This window comes from Streptomyces sp. 17_S59 (genome assembly GCF_056930295.1).
Genome location: NZ_JBXOWD010000001.1, coordinates 6,988,958 through 7,012,170, shown reverse-complemented (window position 1 = coordinate 7,012,170; position 23,213 = coordinate 6,988,958). Strand labels below are relative to the sequence as shown.

Genomic DNA, 23,213 nt, shown 5'->3' with positions numbered 1-23,213 from the left:
CGGCGAGGAATGGGGGACTTCACTCGCGGAGTGGTCAACGAGCCGGGGGCCCGGGCGTTTCGCATTTCCGGTGGTTCCATTCGGCTGAACGGCTCGCGCGGAATTACTCATTGGCGGCCCTCCGTGATTCTCCGTGCCATTCTGTGTCGCGAATCAGGAGGCCGGTCCGACGAGCACGGTCCGGCTGCCGCGCACCTGTGAGGAGAGCGGATTTCCCGTGCTGCCCGACGCCCGCGTGCCGAATCCGGAGCAGAATTCCCCTGCCGCAGATGCGGAATTCAGCCGGACGGGCCGGATCGGTACGGCGGCGGCCCGGCACTGGCGCCTGGTGGTGGCGGTGTGGGCCGGGCTCGTTGCGGTCGCCGCCGTTCTGCTGCCCGTTCAATTGGGCAGGCTGAGCATTCCCTCGACGGACATGGGGGACTCTCCCGGTGCGCGGGCGGCCGCGATCGTCTCCCGGGGATTTCCCCGGTTGGGCGCCGAGCAGATGATGCTGGCCTTCGACTCTCCGGAGATGCGGGCGTCCGATCCGGTCTATCAGAAAGCGGTTTCGGCGACGGCCCGGGCCCTGGTCGACCGGACCGGTGTGGGTACGGTGCTGCCGGTGCCCGGGATTGCCGGGCAGAATCCCCGTCATGCGTATGTGTCCATCGGCGTCATGGGCGACGAGGCGACGCGTCAGCGGCAGCTGCCCGAGATGCAGGCGGTGGCCCGGCAGACCGCGCGCGAGGCGTCCGGCGGGCGGGTCTCCGTGGCCGTGGTGGGCCTGACGCCCGTTCTGGCCGAGCTGATCCACGCCGATGTGAGCGACCTGCGGCTCGTCGAGATCGTCACCGTGCCCACGGCCGTCGCGCTGCTGGCCTTCGGCCTGGGATCGGTGGGGGCCGCCGTGGCGCCCTTGGTGGTGGCCGGCTCGGCGATCCTGGTGAGCACCGGGGCGCTGATGGCCATGAGCCTGGTGACGCGGGTCGACACCACGGTGCTGACCCTGGCCACGAGCGTCGGGCTGGGCCTCGGGCTGGACTACGCGCTGCTGATCCTCCTGCGCTACCGGCAGGCCCGCTCCCGGGGCCGGAGCCCGCTGGAGGCCACCGCACAGGCCACGGCGACGGCGGGCGGCACGGTGTGCTGGTGCGCGCTGGTGGTCGTGACGACCAGCGCGGCGCTGATGGTCGTTCCGGCGCGGAACGTCCGGATGCTGGCGCTGGGGGCCGCGACCACCACCGGTGTCACGCTCTGCGCGGCGCTGACCCTGCTGCCCGCCCTGCTGCCGCGCCTGGACCGCCGACTGGACCGCGGCACGCTGCGCCGGCGGCGCGCCCGGCCGGCGGGTTCCGCGGAGGGCGGGTGGTGGTCCCGGTGGGCGCTGCACCTGATGCGCCGGCCCTGGCCCTGGTTCCTCGCGGCCCTCGGGGTGCTGGTGCTGGCCTTCGTCCCGGTCCTGGGCATCCGCCTGGGGCTGCACTACGACCGTTCGGCCATCGCGCACACCGAGACGGGCCGGGGGCTGCTCCGCATGGAGGACGACCGGCTGGCCAGCGTGACCGTCCTCGCGCTGCCCCACCGGCCCGGCGGCCCGCCCGTGGAGACCGCGGCCCTGGTCACGGCGCTGCGCTCCGATCCCCGCGTGGCCCTGGCCGCCGCGCTGGACAACGGCGACGACCTGACCGTGCTGGCCGTGGGCGAGCGCGAGGCCCCGGACAGTGCGGCTTCCGCCGCCCTCCTCGCGCACATCCGGGACCTCGCGCCGCGCCTGCTCCCCGCGGGTCAGCGCGTGCTCGTCGCGGGGCCCTCGGCCGCTCTCGCGGACATGCGGAGCACGGCTCTCACCGGTTTGTGGCAGGTCATGGCGATCGTCCTGACCGGCTCGTTCATGCTGCTGCTGGTGATCTTCCGCAGTGTGCTGATCCCCCTCAAGGCGATCGTGATGAACGTCCTGACGGTCGGCGCCGCGTTCGGCGTGCTCGCCCTGGTCTCCCGGGGGACGTCGTGGGCGGGTCAGGTCAACGTCCTGATCCCGCTGCTCGCCTTCGCCCTGGTCTTCGGCCTGTCCATGGACTACGAGGTGTTCCTGGTCCACCGCGTCGCCGAGCACTACGGACGCTGCGGCGACAACACCGCGGCCGTCGCCCACGGGTTGCAGCACACTGCCCGCACCATCACGCTCGCCGCGGCCGTCATGGTCGTCACCTTCGCGGGCCTGCTCCTCACCCACCGCCAGGACTTCCAGCAGATCGGGCTGACCGTCGCCGCGGCCATCGCGATCGACGTCACCGTCGTCCGCGTCGTCCTGGTGCCCTCGCTGATGCGGCTCCTGGGCCACCGCAACTGGTGGCTGCCGCACGCCCTGGCACGTCTGCTGCCCCCGCCCCGGCAGGCTCCGGCGCACGTGCTTCCGGCGCCCGGCGCCGGGCATCTCACCGCGCGTCAGGCGGTCCGCGCACCGGAGACGACAGCACCCACAGGAGAGCAAGGATGACCCTTCCGACCCCGTTCCGCCCCACGTGGGCGTCCCGGTGCGCCGTGGCCGCCGCCGCGGCCGCGGCCCTCGCCCTGCCGGCCGCCCGGCCCGCGGGCGGTGCGGCCTCCGCGGCGCACCTTCCGCCGCACCGGCCCCGGAGCACCGCCCTGACCTGTGCGGTCAGCACCCTTCGCGACCGCCCGCTGGCCTTCGCCCCGCCACTCGGCCGGTTCCCGCAGACGATCACCATGCACGGCGTGCTGGCGTTCACCGACTGCACCGGGCGCGACAGGGCGTACGCGCGGATCGGCTCCGGCTCACTCGTCTTCCGGGGGAGCAGCGAGGCCAGTTGCACCAGTGCCCGGGCCATCCGCGGCCAGGGGACCGTCACCTGGCGCGATGCGGGCGGGCGCACCCTCGGCTCCTCGGTCGTGCTGCCGGGCCTGCGCCAGGTCGAGACCTACAACCCCGGCGACGCCCTGCTGGGCGGCACCGTCGTGCGCGGCATCCTCACCGGTGCGCGCGTCTCGGGCAGCGCCACTCCCACCAGTGACGTCAGCGGCTGTGTGCTGGGCGGGCTGCGCGCCCTCCAGGGCAGGGGGACGGTGGCCTTCCTGCGCTGACCACCCCTCATCATTGCTATATTGCGCAAGTATGCAAATATGGCTCGGTGCCGCGGGGTCCCGCGTGAGGCCACCGTCATTCCTGGGGGGATTCCCTGTGCTCACTGCTTTCCGGCAGCCGGGGGCGGCCGCGCCGGCGCCCGGCGCGCAGCGCCGCCGGAACACCGAGCTGTTCCTGGTCATCCTCGCGGTGCTGGTGGCTGCCTTCGCCGATGCCGACGCCGAACTCGCCCTGCACGGCACGCTTTCGGGCGGGTTCGTCCTCCAGGTGCTCGCGCTGGGCGCGGTGGCGGGGCTGGCCCATCTGGCGGTGCGGCGGTTCGCCCGGTACGCCGACCCGCTGATCCTGCCGGTGGCGGTGCTGCTCAGCGGGCTGGGGCTGGTGCTCCTCCACCGGCTCGACGTGTCGTACGCGCTCAAGTACAAGTCCTCGGCCGCCGCCCCCGGCCAGGTGATGTGGCTGTGCATAGCGGTCGGCGCCTTCATCGCCGTGACCGTCGCGGTCAAGCACCACCGCATGCTCCAGCGCTACACCTACGTGCTCATGACGGGCGCCCTGGTCCTCCTGATGGCCCCGGCGTTCTTCCCCGGCGACACCTACGGGGCGAAGCGGTGGATCCGGCTGGGCGGGCTGTCCTTCGAGCCGGACGAGTTCACCAAGCTGGCGATCACGATCTTCTTCGCCGGGTATCTGACGGTCCACCGCGACGCCCTCGCCCTCGCCAGCCGCCGGGTCATGGGCCTGTACCTGCCGCGCGGCCGCAACCTCGGCCCCGTGGTGGCCATCTGGGCCGCCAGCCTCCTGGTCCTGGTCTTCGAGCGCGACCTGGGCACGTCACTGATCTTCTTCGGGATCTTCGTGGTGATGCTCTACGTGGCCACCGAGCGCACCGGCTGGGTGCTGATCGGCCTGGCGCTGGCGGTCGTCGGCGCCGCGGTGGTCGGCTCGCTCGAACCCCACGTCCACGGCCGGGTGGTCGCCTGGCTGCACCCGATGGACATCTACCTCCCCCACCCGCCGTCCGGCCTGGTCTCGGACCAGGGCGCGCAGGCCCTCTTCAGCTTCGGCAGCGGCGGCATCCTGGGCACGGGCCTGGGGCAGGGGCACCCCTGGCTGATCGGCTTCGCGGGGCGCAGCGACTTCATCCTCACGACCGTCGGCGAGGAGCTGGGCTCGGCCGGCGTGTTCGCCGTGCTGCTGCTGTACGCGCTGCTCGCCGAGCGCGGGCTGCGCAGCGCCGTGGTGCTGACCGATCCGTTCGGCAAGCTCCTCTCGGCCGGCCTGGCGGTGGCGCTGATGCTCCAGGTGTTCGTCGTGGCCGGCGGTGTCACCGGGCTCATCCCGCTGACGGGCAAGGCCCTGCCGTTCCTGGCCCAGGGCGGCTCGTCCACCGTCGCCAACTGGCTGCTGGTCGCCCTGCTGCTGAAGGTCAGCGACGCGGCGGGCCGGACGCAGCTGGAACCGGCGCCGGAGGGGACGGTCACCCTGTCCGCCGAGGAGATCGCCCGGGCCGGCCGCCTCCGGCAGCGGGATGGCGCCTTCGGGTAGCCCGGGCGGGGTCCTCCTGTCTCCGTGGGTCAGTCAGTCCAGTTCCTGCGGCGGCTTGTCCTTGCCGGGGACCTCGTCGGGCGCCAGGATCCGGGAGTCGCCCGGGTAGGGGCGGCGCCAGCCGGTGGCCTCGTACCAGTCGACCCGGTTGAGCTGCGCGGGGTTGACCTCGTCGAGTTCCGGGTGGGAACCGCCGGTCGACTGCCGGGCGCTCCACAGCTCCCACTGCCGCGCGAGCCGCTCCATGCCCGGCGGCACGCGCAGCTCGCCGGACGGGCCGGCGCCCTGCTTCTTCAGCCCGTAGTCCAGCGGCACCTGGTTGGGCAGGGCGGTGAAGGGCTCCGGGTCGGGGTGGTCGGCGAAGGCGTCGAACATCGGCTCGGCGGCCCGGTCGAGCTGGTTCATGGGCGGGATGCCGAGGATCTGCTCGATGGTGCGGACCACGTTGAGCTGGGTGTAGTAGGTGCCGACGACCGCCCCGCGCCCGGCGTAGGGGCTGGCGAGCCACAGCGGGCCGCGGTGGCCGTCGACGTGGTCGACGCCGTCCTGGGTGTCGTCCTCCACGACGAAGACCGCCGAGGAGTTCCAGAACCTGCTGTGCGAGAGCGCGTCGACGAGCCGTCCGACCGCCAGGTCGTTGTCGGCCACCATGGCCGTCGGATAGGGGTCCTTCCCGCTCGTGCCGGCCGTGTGGTCCTGCGGCAGCGTCATGAGCGTGAGGTCGGGCAGCTTGCCCGTCCGCTCCGCCTCGCGGAAGTGCCGGAGCCAGATGTCGATGCGGTACTGGTCCGGGATGTCGGTGTCGAAGGTGGGGAACTCCGGTTTGCTGACGGCGTTGAGGGACGGGATGTCGGAGGTGCTCGGGTAGGCGCCGGTGGGCACCGGCGGCTGCCCGGTCTCCTTGCCCTCCAGGATCCGCGCGGACCTGTACCAGTCGGACCAGCTCGGCTCGCCGCTCGGCGGCAGCTGGAGGTTGACGTACTCGCCGTAGTTCTCGACGCTGCGCCCCGCCCGCCGGGCGGCGTCCCACAGGAAGCCGTTGCGCTGGTACGCGAGCGCATCGGCGCCCTGGGAGGGGTAACTGCGGTAGAAGGTGCCGAACTCCTTCTCGATGTAGTCGTTGGAGTCGGCCTGGGTCAGCCAGTTGTGCCCGTCGGCGGACAGCGTGCCCTCGTCGTAGAAGTTGTCGAACAGCCCGAACCGCTCGGCGAGGGCGTGCTGGTTGGGGGTGACCCGCCTGCCGAACTGGGCCAGCTGCGGGTCGCTGTCGCCCTTGCCCATGTCGCCGTGCACCTGGTCGTAGGTCCGGTTCTCCTTGACCACCAGGAAGACGTGCCGGATGACGGAGGGCTCGCCGAGGTGCACGGGCACCGGGACCGGCCGGGCCATGGGGTCCGCCCGGTTGCCGCTCCCCAGCAGCCGCTCCCAGCCGTTGTCGACGAACACCTGGTGGGTGAGCCTGCCCAGCCTGGCCCTGGAGGGCGGGGCGAAGACGGTGAGGGTGCCGGTGTCGTCGTAGGTGTTGTGCCCGGTGACGGGCGGGGTGTCGGGGCCGCCGGGGAAGGCGGAGGCGGGGCCGCGGGAGCCGACGCCCTTGGCGTTGGTGACGACGACCTTGTGCAGCGGCGCGTCGTACAGGACGCCCACCGGGTACCAGTCGGTGGGGATCAGCCCTTCGTAGCGCACGGGCGCGAAGGGGCCGTCCCAGCGGTACTGGGCCAGGGCGTTGTCGCGGCCGAGGGACACCAGGACGTGGTGGTCGTCGGACATGGTGATGCCGTTGGGGGCGCTGCCGACCTTGGAGCCGGGCAGCGGGTTGACGTTGAAGGTCTGGCTGACCCGCAGGCTGCGGGTGTCGACGACCGACACGGAGTCGTCGTTGCTGTTGGCCACCAGGAGGGAACTTCCCCGGCGATAGAGGGCGGTGGGCTGCAGGCCCACCTTCACGGTGGCCGTCTCCCGCTCGGTGGCGAGGTCGACGACGGAGAGGGTGCCGCTGCTCGCGGCGCCGGTCGTGCGGTCGGCGACCAGGGGCGTGCCGTCGGACAGGTTGGTGAAGTCCTGTGCCGTGGCCGGGCGGCCGCCCTCGTTGGAGACGAAGGCGCGGCCGTCGGCGACGACCACCTGGCGGGGCGCGTTGCCGACGGGGATCTCCTTGAGGAGCCTGTCGGTGCGGGTGTCGACGACGGCGAGGGTGTTGCTGCCGTTGAGGGCTGCGTACAGCTTCGTCCCGTCGGGCGAGAGGGCCGCTCCGGCGGGGAGGGCGCTGCCGTGGGGGCCGGTCAGTGCGATGACCTTCGGCTCGGAGACGGTGCCGTCGGCGCCGACCTTGAACCGCACCAGGTCGCCGGCCTGCGGGAACCACAGCGTCCTGCCGTCCGGGGAGTAGAGGGGGCCGTCCGTCCCGACGCTCCCGTCGCCGATGCTCCTGTCCTTGCCGACGCCGGTGCCGATCTGCTGGAGGACCTTGCCGGAGCGCGCGTCGAAGACGGTGAGGAATCCGGTGAAGCTCTTCCAGGTCAGTGCGGCGACGCGGGAGCCGTCCGGGCTGAGGGTGCCGGCGAGGAAGCGTCCGTTGTCGATGCGGTGCCGGGTGCCGAAGGGGGTGATGCGCTGGTTGGTGGGGAGCCGGATGCCCTGGGCCGTCTCGGCTCCGACGGCTTCGGCCCGGCCAGGGGCGCCGCCCGTTCCCGCACTGGCGGCGGCCGTGGAGATGAGGGCAGCGGTGGCGGTGAGCGCCGCGACGGTGATTCTGCGTCTGCGCAACCTTCTCATGCCGCGACGGTACGACTGGCATGGGCATGGCGATAGAGGATGCGCACACCCCACTCTCCTCCCCCGTCGTCAACCGCCCCACCGCCACCGGAGGTTTTCGGCTGCCCTGTCGAAAAACGTGCCGGGACGCAAGACTTGGGGGCCGGGATCACCACGGGGAGGGGCACGGCATGCAGACTGCACCGGCAGGTTTGCGGGAGGAGCACCGCTCGGAGGTCGAGGGCCTGTTGGGACGGGCCGTGGCGGAGGAGGTGAAGCGCTCGGGCGGGCGCGCGGACGGCGACGTACTGCTCCGGCGGGCGCGCACCGAGACGGACGCCCTGGCCTCCGCCGCCGCGGAGGAGTACACGGCGTACGTACGCGCCCTGGACGAAGAAGCGGCGTCGGTGCGGCCGCTGACGACCCGGCTGTCGTGGTCCTCGCTCGGCACCCCGGCGCTGGTGACGGCGGTGGCGGCCCTCGCCGCGTGCGCAGCGGACCTGGGGTTCGGCACGTCGTCGGGCACGGCCCTGGGGGCGGCGGCCGCGGTGGCCCTGGCGGGGTCGGTGACCACGGTCGGAAAGCTGACCGCCGGGCACTGGCCGGACGCGCACCGCCGCGCGGGCAGGCGGGGGCAGCCCGGCGGGACCGAACAGCTGCGGCTGCAGTGGCTGACGGCGCTCGAGGTGCGCGGCATCCGGCCCTTCCTCGACCACCAGCGGATGGTGTCGGGCAGCACGCGCGGCCGCGCCGCGAGTGCCGACGCGGGCGAGCGCGGCACCGGCCGCGGGCCCGTGCTGCGCGGCGCGGACCGCAGCGCGGCGGGCCGGCGGCGCAATGCCCTGACGCGGTCGTTCGGCCATCTGCCGGAGGCCACCGGCCCGTTCGCCGGGCGCGGCGAGGAGCTGTCCCGGATCGTCCAGTGGGTGCAGCAGGCCCGGGCCCGTACGGAGACCAGGCCCACGGTCGTGGTGCTGCACGGGCCTCCCGGGTCCGGCCGGTCCACGCTCGCGCTGCGGGCCACGCACCACCTGCGCGACCAGTTCCGCGGCGCCGCGCTGGTGGACCTCCGCGGCGAGAGCCCCGACGAGCGGCCCCTGCCGGCCAGGGACGCGCTGATGCAGCTGCTCAACCAGCTCGGCGCGCCGCGCGAGCAGCTGCTCTTCAGGGAGCGGTCCTCGCCGGAGGAGCACCTGCGCCGGCTGTCCGACCTGTACGAGCGGCACCTCGCCGGGCCGGCGGCGATCGTCGTGCTGAACGACGCCACCGACGCCGAGCAGGTCCGCGCGCTGATCCCGCGCAACTCCGAGAGCCTGGTCCTGGTCACCGCGCGGGCCCCGCTGGCGCTGCCGCCGGACCCGGCGGCGTGGACGTACGAGCTGCCGCTCGGCCCGCTGGACGGGCCCGGTGCGGAGGAACTGCTGCGGGCCGTGGCCGAGGAGCCCGGGCCGGTCCCGTACGAGGCGGGCGCCCTGACGCGGGTGCGGGAGCTGTGCGGCGGGTCGCCGCTGGCGCTGCGGGTGGCGGGCTCGGCCCTCGGGCCGCGCACGCTGCGCGCGCTCGGGGCCGAGCTGGCGGCCTCCGGGCAGCACGACCCGGTGGAGCGGGCCCTGTGGCTGCGCTATCTCGACCAGAGCGACGGCTCCCGCAGGCTGCTGCGCCGGCTGGCGCTGGCGGGCCGGGCCTCGCTGGGTCCGGCCGCCGCGGCGGCGCTGCTGGGCGAGGGCGAGCAGGAGGCCGCGCACGGGCTGGCCGCGCTGGCGCGGGCCGGGCTGATCGAGCCCGTGCGCGCCCAGCGCTACCGGATGCACGACCTGGTCCGCTCCTTCGCGCAGGCGCGGCTGCACGAGGAGGACGCCCCGGGCGAGCGCGGCGCGGCGCAGGAGCGGCTGTTCCGCAGCTATGCGGAGCTGGCCGACTCGGTCATCCGCATGGTGGACGGCAAGACCTCGACCCGGGCCGACATGTTCGCCAAGGGTCCGGGCGGGGTCCACGGCTTCGCCTCGCTCGACGCGGCGCTCCGCTGGCTGGACGACGAGTCAGGCTTCATCACCGCGGCGCTGCGGCACGCGGAGGGCGTGGACCAGGCCGTGGTGCTGCACCTGCTGGGTGCGCTGTGCGACTACTGCCTGCTGCGCGGGGACCTGCACCGGCTCGGCGAGCTGAACGAGCTGACGCAGGCCACCGACCGCGGACTGCTGGTGCGCTCGGTCCAGTGGCGCACCGGCGTCGCGGCGCGGCAGCTGGGCGAGCTGGACAAGTCCCGGGCGACCCTCACCTCGGTGGTCGGCCTGTACTTCGACGCGCACAACGAGGCGGGCGCCGCCAGGGCCCTGCGCGATCTGGGCATCACCCTCCAGCACCAGGGCCAACTGCCGGAGGCCGCCGAGAAGTTGCGCGAGGCGCTGGCCCTCCAGGCTCCGGACGGGCTGAGCGGCGACCGGGCCTGGACGCTGCACGCGCTGGCCGCGGTCGAGCGCGACCGCGGACGGCTCGCCGAGGCGCTCGCCCTGCTGGAGGAGTCCCTGGAGCTGCACCGCGAGAGCGAGAGCCTGCACGGCCAGGCGTGGGCGCACTTCCAGCTGGGGCAGGTGCGGCTCTGCCTGGGGCAGACGGAGGCCGCGGGCGGGGAACTCCACCGGGCCCTGGAGCTGTACCGGCGCACCCAGGACGCGCGCGGCGAGGCCTGGGCGCTCACCCAGCTGGCCCGGACCGTCCTGTTGAGCGGCGACGCGGCCGCGGCGGCGGAGCGGCTGCGCCAGGCGGCCGCGCTGCACCACGGGCACGAGGACGTGCGCGGCGAGGCGTGGACGCTGTACCACCTCGGCCAGGCGCTGGAGGAACTCGGCGATCTCGCGGCGGCGGTGCGCGAGCTGGAGCGGGCGCGCGTGATGTTCAACCGCATGCGGGACGGGTACGGGCTGGCCTGCGCCCGGCACCATTCGGGCCGGGTGACCCGGGACCAGCGGGCCGCACAGACGGGCTCGCTGCGCAACAGCGGCTTCGCCCGGCAGCTGCTGCAGGAGGGCCGGGCGGACTTCCACCGCTCGGGCGTCCCGCACGGCGAGGCGTGGTCGTGCCTGGAGCTGGCCGTCGTCGATGCAGGCAACGACCGTCCCGGGCCGGCGCTGGAGCTGGCGGAGCAGGCGCTGCTGCTGTTCACCGGCTACGGTGACCGGCGGGGCGCGACCTGGGCCCGCTTCCTGCGCTGCACCCTGCTGCCGCTGGCCTCGCCGGGCGGCTCGGTGGTCGGCTCGGCGGTGGCCGAGGAGGAACTGGCCCGGCTCCGGCAGGAGTTGCTCGAGGCCGACTGGCCGGTCGACCCCGCGCTGGAGGAGACGGCGGCGGGGTACGCCCTGGTGCTGCGGCAGGGGGCCGAGCCGGAGGCGGGCTGGCAGGCGTGGCGGCTCGGCATGGTGCCGGGCCGGCGGGCGCGCGACGTCATGGCCGTACTGCCCGCGGCGAAGTCCTAGGGACCGTCCGGCTCAGGGGCTGACCGCGAGCACGACGTAGGCCGCCAGGAGGGAGAGGTGCACCCCGCCCTGGAGCGGGGTGGCCCGTCCCGGGATCACCGTCAGGGTGCCGACGGCGACCGTGAGGGCGAACAGCACCATGTGGGTCGCGCCGAGGCCGAGGACCAGCGGGCCCGGCAGCCAGACCGAGGACAGCGCGACTGCGGGGATGGTCAGGCCGATGCTGGCCATGGCCGAGCCGAGGCCGAGGTTGAGGCTGGTCTGCACGCGGTCGCGGCGGGCCGCGCGCAGGGCCGCGATGCTCTCGGGGAGGAGGACGAGCAGTGCGATGACCACGCCGACGACCGAGGCGGGCAGTCCGGCGGCGGCCACCGCGGACTCGATGGCCGGGGAGACCGCCTTGGCCAGGCCGACCACGGCGACCAGGGCGACGAGGAGCAGGCCCAGGCCGGCCAGGGCGGCGCGGGCCGAGGGCGGGTCGGCGTGGTCGTCCGCGTCGATGACCGCGCCCTCGGCGGTCACCGGCAGGAAGTAGTCGCGGTGCCGCACGGTCTGGGTGGTGACGAACAGGCCGTAGAGGACCAGTGCGGCGAGCGCGGCGAAGACGAGCTGGGGCGGGGAGAACTGCGGGCCCGGCGTGGTGGTGGTGAACGTCGGCAGGACCAGGCTCAGCCCTGCCAGCGTCGCCACCGTGCCGAAGGCGGCGCCGGTGCCCTCGGCGTTGAACACCGCCACCCGGCGTCTGAGGGCACCGAGCAGCAGGGACAGGCCGACGATGCCATTGCATGTGATCATGACGGCGGCGAAGACGGTGTCGCGGGCGAGCGAACGGCTCTTGTCGCCGCCGTCGATCATCAACGTGACGATGAGGGCCACTTCGATGACGGTGACCGCGACGGCCAGGACCAGCGAGCCGAAGGGCTCGCCCACTCGGTGCGCGATCACCTCCGCGTGGTGCACGGCGGAGAGCACCGCGCCGGCCAGACAGCAGCTCATCAGGGCCACGGTCCCGGCCGACAGGGACCGTCCCCAGGTGAGGGCCAGGACGAGGGCGGCCAGGACCGGCACATGGACGGGCCAGTGCGCGGCGAGCGGGCGGAGCCGAGGGGTCATGCGACAACCTTCGCAGATTACGCAGAAAATCCCGTTTCATCAGCCTTGTGGCATTGGTGGCTGCTTGCCGCCGATGCCGCTTCAGCCGAGCGCGGCGTGCCTGCGGCCGGTGGCCGGCAGCCGGTGGTGCCCGCTGTCGAAGGCGTACGTGGGCAGGGCGACCTTCCTCCGGCGGCCGGAGCGGTGGAAGGCGGGCCAGGAGAAGGGCAGGCCCGCCTCGTACAGGCGGGCCACCGCCTCCAGCAGGGTCCGGTCGTCGGCCTCGGACGGCTGAAGGCTGGTCAGCCAGGTGTGGTCCGCGGCCGGGAGGCAGCGCTTCGCCAGCGCCGTCAGGGTGCCGGCCGGGCCGATCTCGATGAACACCTGCGGCCCCCGGCGCCCGGCGGCGCGCAGGCCCGCCATGAAGTCCACCGGCTCCGTCAGGTGCCGCACCCAGTGCTCGGGGCGGGAGATCTGCCGCCAGCGGGCCGGCTCCCCGGTGAGGTTGGAGACGAAGGCCAGTTCGGGCTCGCGGAACCGCACGGTCTCGAGCACCGCACGGAATTCCCCGGCGATCCCGGCCATCAGCGGGGAGTGGAACCCTTGCGACACGGGCAGCGGCCTGACTTTGATGCCCTGCCGCCGCAGGTGCCCGACCAGTTCGTCCAGAGCCCGGCGGCCGCCCGAGACCACCACCTGGGAAGGGGAGTTGACGGCGGCGATCGCCAGGTCCGGGTACCGGGCCACCAGGGGCGCGACCGTCTCCGCGGCCGCCCTGACGGCGGCCATGCCGCCCGGCTCGGCCACCGAGTCCATCAGCCGGGCCCGCGCCGCCACCAGCCCGACCGCATCCGGGAGGTCGAAGAGGCCGGCGACCGCGGCGGCCGTGATCTCGCCCAGGCTGTGCCCGGTCATCACCCCGGGCCGCACCCCCCACGACAGCCACAGCTTCGCCAGCGCGTATTCGAGGACGAACAGCGCGGGCTGGGCGTACCGCGTCCGGTGGATCTCCCCGGCGTCCTCCGCCCGGCCGAGCATCAGGGCCTTCACCGACCGGCCGAGGTGCGGGGCGAACAGCGCGTCGCACTCGTCGACGACGCGGCGGAACTCCGCGTGGCGCCGGTAGACCCCGGCGCCCATGCCGGCGTGCTGGTGGCCCTGTCCGCTGAACAGGAAGGCCACTTCGCGGCTGCCCGGGCGGTCCCCCGTGGGCGCGGCCCCGCCGTCCGGCAGGGCGAGCCGGTCCGCGAGCAGGCGGCTCAGGTCGTCGCGGTCGCGGACGACGCCGGAGACACGGTGCGCGAAGTGCGCACGGCCGACGTTCGCCGTGTAGCAGATGTCCTCGACGTCGAGTCCGGGGCGCCGGGACAGCAGGTCCTGGTAGCGCTCCAGCTGGCGGCCGAGTGCCCTGGTGCTCTTGGCGGACAGGGTGAAGACGGCGTTCGTGGTGTCGTCCGAGGCCCGTTCCGTCCCGGCCGGGACGGGTGGCGTGCCAATGGCGTCCTGCGGCGCCTCCTCCAGCACCGCGGAGGCGATCGTTCTGGCGAAGCCGGAGGAATACACGAGCACCCGGCACGGGCCTGCGGCCTCCCGGGGGCGCAGCGCTGTGGGCGCGGTGCCCGGGGACGCCGCCCGCGGGCTGCGCGCGGCGGGCCGCCGGAAGGCCGGGTGGGGGAAGAAGAAGCCGTCCCGTATCCGGGCCACCGCCGTGACGACGTCCTCGATGCCCGCGATCGGTTCCGCGTGTCCGATGCCGCTCTCGGGGGAGCCTGCCGCGGCCGGGGCGTACCGGTCCGTGCTCTCGCCGCCCTGCCCCACCGCGGTCCCGCGCACGACCGCGCGCACGGTGTCGCCGTCCCGCCGGGCGTCCTGCATCCGCTTGAGGACCAGTACCCCGCATCCCTCGGTGCGTGCGGGGGACTTCGGGCCGGACGGGAGCGGGGTGCTGCGCGAGCGGCGGACGGCGTTCACCCCGCCGCACAGCGCGATGTCGCACTCGCCGCGGCGCAGTCCGTCCACCGCGTAGTGCAGCGCGACGAGCGAGGCGGAGCAGGCGGTGTCGACACTGATGCTCGGGCCGTACCAGCCGAGGAAGTGCGACAGGCGGCCGCACACCCCGGCACGGGAGCCACCGGGGGCGGCGCCGCTGCCCGGCTCCTCGTGCCCGAGCCCGGCCGGCTCCGGGGCGCAGCCGGTGCCGTCGGCGCCCATGTACACGCCGCCGTTGCCGTTGCGCAGCGTGTGGGGGTCGATGTTGGCGTTCTCCAGTGCCTCCCACGCCGTTTCGAGGACGAGGCGCTGCCGGGGGTCGATCCAGTGCGCGGCCCTGGGCGGGATGTTGAAGAACCCGGCGTCGAACGGGTCCGTCCGGTCGAGGAGGCCGCCGGGCAGCCGCAGCCCGAGGCCCACCACCGCGATCGGCTCGTCCTCCCCGGGCAGCGGGCTCCGTACCCCGTTCATCTGCGCTGCAGCGACACCGTTCACCGCTCCCCCGATCGTTGCTCTTCTCCGCCGTCCGGCCGGCCGAACCGTCCGGTCAGTATCGGCACGGGCTCCTGCCGGGGGCATCTGACACACAACCTGCATACGGCAGGGAACGCGGGCCGTTGATCACCCGTCTTGATCAAGTGAAGGCAGTCATAGGACTTGCACGAGGCTTCTGTCATCCGTCACATGACCGGGCCACGACGAAGGGAGCACCCATCCCATGATCCTGGGGCGGGAGCAGGAACAAGACCGGCTGGCCGACCTGATCCACGGTGCACAGCAGGGGCGCAGCGGCGCCCTCGTCCTGCGGGGCCCGGCCGGCATCGGCAAGAGCACGTTGCTCGACGACCTGGAGCGATCCCTGGGGCCGGGCGTCCGGGTCCTGCGTGCGGTGGGTGTGGAGAGCGAGGTCGAGCTGCCCTTCGCGGGGCTGCACCAGGTGCTGCGGCCGCTCCTGTCGGGGCTGGACCGTCTCCCGGCACCACAGGCCGGTGCGCTGCGCGCGGCGTTCGGGATCGACTCGGCCCCCGTCAACCAGTTCTTCGTGGCCATGGCCGGGCTGACGCTCCTGTCGGACGCCTGCGAGGAGGCCCCGGTGGTGGTGCTCGTGGACGACGCGCACTGGCTGGATCCGGCCTCCGGCGACGCGCTGGCCTTCATGGCCCGGCGGCTGGAGGCCGAGGGGCTAGCCATGGTCTTCGCCGCCCGCACGGGCCTGGGGCGCTTCGACGCTCCGGGCGTGCCGGAGCTGGTCCTCGGGCCGCTGCCCGCCGAGGCGGCCGAGCAACTGCTGGCCCGTACGGCGCAGCAGGCGGTCCGTACCGTGCGGCAGCGGCTGCTGCACGAGGCCGAGGGCAACCCCCTCGCGCTGTGCGAACTGCCCTCCGCGCTCGCCCCGGAGCAGCTCAGCGGCCGCGCTCCGCTGCCCGAGCGCCTCCCCCTCAACGTCCGCCTCCAGCAGATCTACTTATGCCGGACCAGCCGGCTCTCGCGCAGACATCTCAATGTGCTGCTGCTGGCCGCGATCGAGAACGACGGGGAGCTGTCCACCATCCTGGGTGCCACCGACGACCGGGAGGCGGCGACCGCCGACCTGTACGCCGCGGCCGCGGCGAACCTCGTCGACCTGGACGGGCACCGTGTGCGCTTCCGCCACCCGCTGGTCCGCTCCGCCGTCTACCAGGCGGCCTCCCTGCCCGAGCGCCATGCCGCGCACCGGGCGCTGGCCGGGGCCATGGACGAGCAGGACGAACGGCGGATCTGGCACCTGGCGGCCGCCACCATGGGCACGGACGACACGGTGGCCGGTCTGCTGGCGGCCCTCGCGGACCGCACCCGGCGGGCGGGCGGTGTGGTCACGGCCGCCCGGGCCCTGCGCCGTGCCGCCGCGCTCGCCTCCTCCCCCGAGGCCCGGGCGCGCCGGCTCATCGACGCGGCGGCGTGCACATGGGAGGCCTCCGACCCGGCCCAGGCCATGGCCCTGCTGGACGAGGCGGCGCCCCTGACCTCCGATCCCGCGCTGCGGGCCCGTTCGGCCCGGGTGCGCGGCGCCGTCATGCAGGCCAGCGGCAACCCGGCCGTCGCCTGCCGCACGCTCCTGGAGGGCGTGCGCACCGCGCTGGACGCCGACCCCTCCCTCGCCGACGAGATGCTCGTGATGGCCGCACGGTCCGCGCTGATGGCCAATCAGCCGGACCAGCTGGGGGAGATCGCAGCGCTGCTCGAGCGGACCGGCCCGGCGGGCAGCGGGGTGCCGGAGCACTTCCGGGAGCTGCTGAGGTTCCTGGGCAGCCTCTCGTCGGAGGAGAGCGGTGCCGCGCGGGCGGGCGGCCCGCGCGTCGCGGCCGATTCCGTCCCGGCCTGGTTCGCCGCGTCCGGTCACAAGCCGTGGGTGTGGCCGCCGGGGTTCTGGCTCCTGTCGCATCTGGTGGGCGATGCGGAGACGACGCTGAACGCCTTCCAGCGGGCGATCGACGACATGCGCAGGAACGGTGCGGCGGGCGCCTTTCCGGTCTCGGTCCTCCCGCTCGTCTCCCACCAGCTCATCACCGGCCAGTGGACCAGTGCCACGGCGTACGCCACCGAGGCGCTGCTGCACGCCGACGAGACCGGGCAGATCGCCGCCTCCGCCTACCTGCGGGCCATGCTCGCCTGGATGTCCGCCGCGCGCGGCGAGGGCGAGCGGTGCCGCGAACTGGCCGGAGAGGCGCTCGAAGCGGCCGTACCACGGCACATCGCCTCCACGGTGGCCCTCACGCACTGGGCGCTGGGCCTCAACGCCCTGGCCGAGGGCGAGCCGCAGAAGGCCGCCCGGCTGCTGCGCGACATCACCGTGCCCGACTCCCCCACCGGGCACTTCGTGATGAGCTGGTTCGTCCTGCCCGACCTGGTCGAGGCCTCCTTGCGGGCGGGGCAGCAGGAGCAGGCCCGCGCGGCGCTGGAGCAGTTCGAGCGCCGCGCGTCGCCGGGCAACCTGCCCGCCCTGTACGCCGCGTGGAGCCGCTGCCGGGCCGTCCTCGCCCCCGACGACGAGGCCGACGCCCTGTTCGTCACGGCCCTGGAGGTCCCCTCGATCTCGGCCTTCGACACCGGGCGGACCCATCTGCTCTACGGGGAGTGGCTCCGGCGCGTCCGCCGCATCAAGCCCGCCCGGGAACACCTCCACCAGGCCCTGCGCTCCTTCCGGATGGCCGGAGCCGAGCCGTGGGCGGACATGGCACGCCGCGAACTGCGCGCGGCGGGCGAGCAGGTGGAGGAGGAGCCCGCCCGCTCGCCCGGCCGGACGTGGCAGCAGCTCACCCCCCGGGAGCTGCAGATCGTCCGCCTCGCCGCCCGCGGGCTGAGCAACAGCGACATCGCCGCGCGGCTCTTCCTCAGCCCCCGGACCGTGGGCTACCACCTCTACAAGGCGTTCCCGAAGCTCGACATCACCTCTCGGCATCAGTTGCACAGGCTGGCGCTGCCGGAGGGCTCCGAGCCGAGCCTGCGCTGACGACGGCCGGGGGAGGCGCTATGCGGCGGGTTCCGCCTTGTCGCCGTCGAGGAGCAGCTGCGGCACCTGGCTGAACGTCCAGCCCTTGCCGTCGCGGGTGAACACCCACACGAGGTCGAACCGGCCGCCGGGCCACTCCCCCGGCGGCTTCGGCCGCACCGGGCCGAGGTGTTTCACGATCTCGGAGATCCTGCGGTGCTCCCAGCACACCAGGGTGGCGCCGTGCCGGGCGGCGACCTCCTCGGCCAGCGCGGCCTCGTCGTCCGTGCGGTGGGACGTGTTGACGCTCGTGCCGAGCTTCGCGGCCAGCGGCGTGACCGTCTCACTGGGCCGCAGGCTGCCACCGCCCGAGTGAGGACCGGCGGCATAGACGGCGTCGGGGCGTCGCAGCCCCTGGCGCAGAGGCAGGCCGCCGCCGGGGGCGAACAGGCCGACGAGCGCGCCCGCCCGCTGCCAGCCGCGCGCCAGCAGGGCGTGGGCGTTCTGCTCGCCGTCCTCGGTGATGCCGAAGGGGGCCTTCTTCCCGCTCTCGTCCGGCTTCTCCGCATGCCGGATGATCATCACGGTATCGGCTCCGGCCGGACCGGACGCGGGCGCACCGGAGGCCGTCGGGCTCGCGGTGGTCCCGCCCGCCGACTTGCTGCAGGCAGTCGTCACCGCTCCCGAGGCGCCGACCGCTCCCAGCGCGGCGAGCAACCCCAGCAGGCCACGGCGCGACGGGACTCGGCGGTTGGCTGTCATCGCACTCTTATAACGGAAAACACCACGTCAGAGCCAGACCTTGCCCGGGACCGGAGGAGCCGGGGGCGCTCCGCGGACGCCGCGCGAGCGCGTCCCGGACCGCCGCCCCGAGCCCAACACCCCCCGGTTTACCTCCGCTTCGCATATCGGAGTCAACTGCACGCTCATCGGTCAACTCCCAGCCAACTCTTGGTCGTGAACCTGCCAAGTCGATCTGTTCGGTGGCACTCTCGCCACGGCTCGCCCCCACGCCACACAACGCGTCTCCCGACGCTCCGGTCCGGCGGCGGCGAGCCACTTGCCCCACCGAACGCACGACAGACGGCCGACGGCAACCCCGCCGCCGGCCCGGCAGCACGGCCGTCCACCGACGGCCAGGTCCAAGGAGTTCGCGTGAGACCCACCCCCCATGCCGGCCGCCCTTCGCGCCGGATCGCCCTCGGCGCCGCCGCGTTCCTCGCCACGGGCGCCGTGCTCGGCGCAGGCCTCCAGACCGGCACCGCCAGCGCCGACCCCGCCCCCTCGGCGGCCGCCCGGCCCGCCCCCGCCCAGCGCGACGCCCTGATATCGGCCGCGCGGGACGGCGCGACGGCCACGGCCAAGTCGCTCGGCCTCGGCGCGCAGGAGCGGCTCGTGGTGAAGGACGTCGTCAAGGACGCCGACGGCACCGTCCACACCCGCTACGACCGCACGTACGCCGGACTGCCCGTCCTCGGCGGCGACGTCGTCGTCCACGCCAAGGGCAACCGGCACAGCATCACCAAGGCGACGTCCAGGAGCATCACGCTCCCCGGCACCACCCCGCGGGTCCCCGCCGCCACGGCCCAGCGCAACGCCCTGGCGAGCGCCTCGGACGCCAAGCTCGCCCACCCGGCCCACGACAACGTGCGCCAGGTCGTCTGGGCCGCCTCCGGTAAGCCGGTCCTGGCCTGGGAATCCGTGGTGACGGGCGTGCAGAAGGACGGCACCCCCAGTCAGCTGCACGTCATCACCGACGCCGCCAGCGGCAAGAAGCTGTACTCCTTCGACGGCATCGAGACCGGCACCGGAACCGGCCAGTACAACGGCCGGGTGACCATCGGCACGTCGAAGAGCGGCAGTTCGTACCAGCTCTACGACACCTCGCGCGGCGGCCACAAGACGACCGACCTGCGCGGGGGGACCTCGGGCAGCGGCACGCTGTTCACCAACTCCTCGGACGTCTGGGGCAACGGCAGCCCCTCCAACCGCCAGACCGCGGCCGTGGACGCGCACTACGGCGCACAGGAGACCTGGGACTTCTACAAGCAGACGTTCGGCCGCAGCGGCATCCGCAACGACGGCGTCGCCTCCTACTCCCGCGTCCACTACGGCAGCAACTACGTGAACGCGTTCTGGGACGACTCCTGCTTCTGCATGACCTACGGCGACGGCCAAGGCAACACCCACCCGCTGACCTCCCTGGACATCGCCGGGCACGAGATGACCCACGGCGTCACCTCGGCCACGGCGGGCCTGGAGTACAGCGGCGAGTCCGGCGGCCTGAACGAGGCCACCAGCGACATCATGGGCACCGGGGTGGAGTTCTTCGCCAACAACCCGAGCACCCCCGCCAACTACCTCATCGGCGAGCAGATCGACATCAACGGCGACGGCAGCCCGCTGCGCTTCATGGACAAGCCCAGCAAGGACGGCTCCTCACTCGACTACTGGAGCCCGGACGCCGGAAACGTGGACGTCCACTACTCGTCCGGCATCGCCAACCACTTCTTCTACCTGCTCGCCGAGGGCAGCGGCACGAAGACGATCAACGGCGTCACCTACGACAGCCCCACCTACGACGGCTCGTCCGTCCCGGGCATCGGCCGGGACAAGGCCCTGGCCGTCTGGTACAAGGCGCTGACGACGTACATGACGTCGACCACCGACTACTCGGCCGCCCGTCAGGCGACCCTCCAGGCCGCAGCCGACCTCTACGGCAGCGGGAGCACGGAGTACCAGGTCGTCGGCGACACCTGGACGGCCGTCAACGTCGCGTGACCCGTCCGGCCTGCCGCCGCACCACCCGGGTGCGGCGGCAGGCCGCTGCCGCGCGACGGGCGCGCGAGGCGGGTCACTTCCAGGCGCGGTGCCCGTTGTCCCAGTGCTGCCAGTGGCCCTTGTGGTGGCGCTTCCAGGAGTGGGTGTGCTCGTCCCACTGCGCGTAGCTGCGGGAGTCGGCGTCCCAGCGCTGCCAGACCTTGTGCTTGCCGTCCCAGTGGTCCTGCTTCTTGTCGACACCCTTGTCCCAGCCCAGGTGCTGGCCCTTGTCTCCCTTGTCCCGCTTGTCCTTGTGGTTGCCCTGGTCACCGCCGCTCACGGCCGGGGCGACCACGGCCCCGTGGTGGTGGGCGGGTGCGGCGGACGCCGCGCTTCCGGCAGCGGCGGCAGCGCCGGACAGCAGGGCGGCCGAGGCGGCGACGGCGGCCACGCGCCGCATCCCTACGTGAGACATGGGCTTACTCCTTGCTCGGGGCCCCGTGGAGACACAACGGCCACGGAAGCCGCGTTCTTTCCGACGGGGTGCATCCTGACGCCGACCGGGGCGAAGATCGAGGAAAACCGCCCGGCTTCCTTCATTCGGATGATCTCCAGGTACGCCCGTAGGAATTGCGGGTGACGGGCCGTCGTACGGGGCGCGACGAACGGCGGCGCCGTGCGGTCGGCCGTCCGGTCGGCCGCACGGGACATGCCGCCGACGGCGTAATGGCGGGGCGGGGCCGTTTGGCCGCGTCAGGCTGTGGTCCTTGATCACGGCTGTCAGGAGAGCCGGGTGCACGCCCGAGACCCCGCCGGGAGCGACAGGTGGACCAGCAACACGGCGGCGGCACCGGCAGGGCGGCGGGCCACCGCGGCGCGCGGCTGAGCGACAGCGCCCTGAAGGTCCCGGCCCCGCCGACGTGGATGCGCTGGCTGCCCGCCGCCTATGTCGCGGCCGTCCTGCTGCTCGAGCCCGTGACTCCCGTGCAGTGGCCCGTGAGCTTCCTGCTCATCGCCCTGCCCGTGGTCGCCGCCTCCTCCTACGGCCCGGCCGGTGTCGCCGCCGTCACGCTCTTCGCCATCGCCTTCGAGGGCGTCCTGGCCGGCACCGTGTGCTGCGCGGGCCGGAGCGCGCACGACCTGTGGGAGCGGCACTACGTGGGCGCCTACGTCTCCACCGCTCTGGTCGGCCTCCTCGGCACCGCACTGGCCGCCCACCGCAAGCGCCAGGAAGCCCACCTGATCCACTCGAACTCGGTGGCCGAGGCGCTGATGCGCACGCTGCTGCGACCGGTGCCGCACCAGGTCGGCCGGGTGCTGGCGGCGGCCCTCTACCGGCCCGCCGAGGCCGTGGTCGGCGGCGACCTCTTCGACATCCACGCCACCCGGGCCGGCGAGCGCGCGGTCATCGGCGACGTCCGCGGCAAGGGCCTGAAGGCCGTGCGCACGGTGGCCGACCTCCTCGGCTGCTTCCGCCAAGCCGTCCACGACTGCGCCGATCTGCACCAGGTCGCGGCCGCCATGGAGCGCTGCATCGTCCGCGAGGCCGAGGAGACGGCCGACAGCGAGCTGTTCGTCACCGCCGTGCTGGTCGAGTACGTCCCGGCCGAGCGGAGCGTCACCATCGTCAACTGCGGCCACGTCGAGCCCGTCCTGATCTCCGACGGCGAGGTCCGCCCGCTCGCCGGGCCCCCCTCGCTCCCCCTCGGCCTGGGCGGCCTGGCCGACGGGAGCCCGGCCTCCTCCACCCACCGCTTCTCGCACGGCGACGTCCTGCTGCTGTGCACCGACGGTCTGGTCGAGGCCCGCGACGAGGACGGTGTCTTCTACCCGCTCCTCGACCGGCTCCGCGAGCGATTCGCGGACCGGCCCGCCCCGAGCCCCGTCGGCGTCGTCGACTTCCTCGACACCGATCTGCCGCGCCACACGAGCACGTTCCAGGACGACGTCGCCGTCCTCGTCATCGCCCCGTCCCCCGGGCCGGGCACGCCGACGGAAGCCTGAGTGGCCGGCGTCCGTTGCGGAAACGGCAACAAGGTTTGGCGGCAGGGCTCCTCCGGCAGCAAGGTCGGCGCCAAGAGCCGACACACACGAACGAGCTGCTGGAGCAGGTGCGATGAGCAACGACGAGTTCGACTGGGCCGCGATGGCCGACCTGCTGGAGCGGGAGGGCGAGACGCACAGCCCCTATGTGCGCCAGGCCCTCGAGGAGCTGGCGCATCTGACGCCGCGCAGGATCCTGGACATCGGCAGCGGCCCGGGCGTCGCCGCCTGCCGCCTGGCCGCGGCGTTCCCGGACGCCGAGGTCACCGCGGTGGACGGGACGCCGGAGCTGCTGGCCCGCGCCGCGGAACGGGCCGAGCGGCTCGGCGTCCGGCTGCGGACCCGGGTGGCCGGATTCCCGGAAGGGCTCTCCGGTCTGGGGCCGGCGGACCTGGTGTGGACGGGGCAGGTCGTGCACCACGTCGGCGACCAGCAGGACGCGCTGGACCGGATGGCCGGGCTGCTCGCGCCGGGCGGTGTGCTGGCCGTGGTCGAGGGCGGGCTGCCCGCCCGCTGGCTGCCGCGCGACCTGGGCTTCGGGCGCCCCGGGCTGCAGGAGCGGATGGACGCGGCGATGGCGGACCGGTTCAGCCGGATGCGGGCCGAACTGCCCGGCACGGTCGCGGTGGTCGAGAACTGGCCCGGCATGCTGCGGGCCACGGGGCTCACAGAGGTACGGAGCAAGACGTTCCTGGTGGACCACCCCGCACCCCTGCCCGACGGGGTGCGGCAATCGGTGCGGCGGCAACTGGAGCGGCAGCGGACGGGGCTCGGCGAATTCCTGGACGCCGACGACGTGGCGGCCCTGGACCGGCTGCTCGACCCGGCCGACCCGGACGGCGTCGACCGCCGCGCGGACGTGTTCCTGCTGACCGCGAAGACCGTGCACTTCGGGCGCCGCCCCGAGCACTGACGGCCCGAGGGGGAAAGGGAAGGGGCAGCGGAACCGGTCCGGTGCGGCTCGTGGTCGTGCCGGACCGGTTCTGCAGGCGTACCGTCC

At 73.8% G+C, this 23,213-nt stretch carries 13 protein-coding genes; 8 read left to right on the top strand and 5 right to left on the bottom strand.

The features are described 5' to 3' along the window. Positions 1 to 217: 217 nt before the first annotated feature. The 3 genes from AC1Z4A_RS31630 to AC1Z4A_RS31620 all read left to right on the top strand — a co-directional run bounded on the left by AC1Z4A_RS31630 (position 218) and on the right by AC1Z4A_RS31620 (position 4,633). Positions 218 to 2,479 (top strand): MMPL family transporter, encoded by a 2,262-nt coding sequence (locus AC1Z4A_RS31630; RefSeq protein ID WP_483683315.1) that lies wholly within the window; start codon positions 218 to 220, stop codon positions 2,477 to 2,479. Further along, complete coding sequence (locus AC1Z4A_RS31625; protein ID WP_483683314.1) at positions 2,476 to 3,084, top strand: hypothetical protein; 609 nt, start codon at positions 2,476 to 2,478, stop codon at positions 3,082 to 3,084. Before AC1Z4A_RS31630 ends, AC1Z4A_RS31625 begins: the two co-directional genes overlap by 4 nt. A gap of 97 nt (positions 3,085 to 3,181) precedes the next feature. Then, the gene (locus AC1Z4A_RS31620; protein WP_483683313.1) at positions 3,182 to 4,633 is read left to right on the top strand and encodes an FtsW/RodA/SpoVE family cell cycle protein; all 1,452 of its coding nucleotides are present in this window, start codon (positions 3,182 to 3,184) and stop codon (positions 4,631 to 4,633) included. Positions 4,634 to 4,666: 33 nt separating this feature from the next. On the opposite strand, the gene AC1Z4A_RS31615 is transcribed toward AC1Z4A_RS31620, so the two are convergent. Next, positions 4,667 to 7,408: a bifunctional YncE family protein/alkaline phosphatase family protein gene (locus tag AC1Z4A_RS31615; protein WP_483683312.1), complete on the bottom strand. Its 2,742-nt coding sequence runs from the start codon at positions 7,406 to 7,408 to the stop codon at positions 4,667 to 4,669. Between the two features lie 170 nt (positions 7,409 to 7,578). On the opposite strand from AC1Z4A_RS31615, the gene AC1Z4A_RS31610 reads away from it, so the two are divergent. Then, positions 7,579 to 10,860 carry a tetratricopeptide repeat protein gene (locus tag AC1Z4A_RS31610; RefSeq protein ID WP_483683311.1) on the top strand — a complete coding sequence of 1,094 codons (3,282 nt, stop codon included), beginning with the start codon at positions 7,579 to 7,581 and terminating at the stop codon, positions 10,858 to 10,860. A gap of 12 nt (positions 10,861 to 10,872) precedes the next feature. Here the strand turns inward: AC1Z4A_RS31610 and AC1Z4A_RS31605 are convergent, their stop codons facing one another. Together AC1Z4A_RS31605 and AC1Z4A_RS31600 are read right to left on the bottom strand one after the other, a co-directional pair. Then, entirely contained in the window at positions 10,873 to 11,973 is a 1,101-nt protein-coding gene (locus AC1Z4A_RS31605) for a calcium:cation antiporter (RefSeq protein WP_483683310.1), read from the bottom strand. An 81-nt stretch (positions 11,974 to 12,054) separates the two neighbouring features. After that, a complete protein-coding gene (locus tag AC1Z4A_RS31600) occupies positions 12,055 to 14,436 on the bottom strand; it encodes a type I polyketide synthase (RefSeq protein ID WP_483683309.1) in 2,382 nt (793 codons plus the stop codon). Positions 14,437 to 14,659: 223 nt separating this feature from the next. Here AC1Z4A_RS31600 and AC1Z4A_RS31595 point away from each other — a divergent pair, with 223 nt between their 5' ends. Next, positions 14,660 to 17,431, top strand: a complete 2,772-nt coding sequence (locus AC1Z4A_RS31595) for an ATP-binding protein (protein WP_483683308.1) — start codon at positions 14,660 to 14,662, stop codon at positions 17,429 to 17,431. Positions 17,432 to 17,449: 18 nt separating this feature from the next. On the opposite strand, the gene AC1Z4A_RS31590 is transcribed toward AC1Z4A_RS31595, so the two are convergent. After that, positions 17,450 to 18,172 carry a hypothetical protein gene (locus AC1Z4A_RS31590; RefSeq protein ID WP_483683307.1) on the bottom strand — a complete coding sequence of 241 codons (723 nt, stop codon included), beginning with the start codon at positions 18,170 to 18,172 and terminating at the stop codon, positions 17,450 to 17,452. A gap of 393 nt (positions 18,173 to 18,565) precedes the next feature. Here AC1Z4A_RS31590 and AC1Z4A_RS31585 point away from each other — a divergent pair, with 393 nt between their 5' ends. Further along, on the top strand, positions 18,566 to 20,191 hold the full coding sequence (locus tag AC1Z4A_RS31585; protein WP_483683306.1) for a M4 family metallopeptidase: 1,626 nt from the start codon (positions 18,566 to 18,568) through the stop codon (positions 20,189 to 20,191). Positions 20,192 to 20,264: 73 nt separating this feature from the next. Here AC1Z4A_RS31585 and AC1Z4A_RS31580 read toward each other — a convergent pair whose 3' ends face one another. Then, complete coding sequence (locus tag AC1Z4A_RS31580) at positions 20,265 to 20,645, bottom strand: hypothetical protein (protein ID WP_483683305.1); 381 nt, start codon at positions 20,643 to 20,645, stop codon at positions 20,265 to 20,267. Positions 20,646 to 20,995: 350 nt separating this feature from the next. On the opposite strand from AC1Z4A_RS31580, the gene AC1Z4A_RS31575 reads away from it, so the two are divergent. Together AC1Z4A_RS31575 and AC1Z4A_RS31570 are read left to right on the top strand one after the other, a co-directional pair. Further along, positions 20,996 to 22,174, top strand: coding sequence for a PP2C family protein-serine/threonine phosphatase (locus AC1Z4A_RS31575; RefSeq protein WP_483683304.1), 1,179 nt, complete (start codon positions 20,996 to 20,998; stop codon positions 22,172 to 22,174). Between the two features lie 112 nt (positions 22,175 to 22,286). After that, positions 22,287 to 23,126: a class I SAM-dependent methyltransferase gene (locus AC1Z4A_RS31570; protein ID WP_483683303.1), complete on the top strand. Its 840-nt coding sequence runs from the start codon at positions 22,287 to 22,289 to the stop codon at positions 23,124 to 23,126. Positions 23,127 to 23,213: the final 87 nt, after the last annotated feature.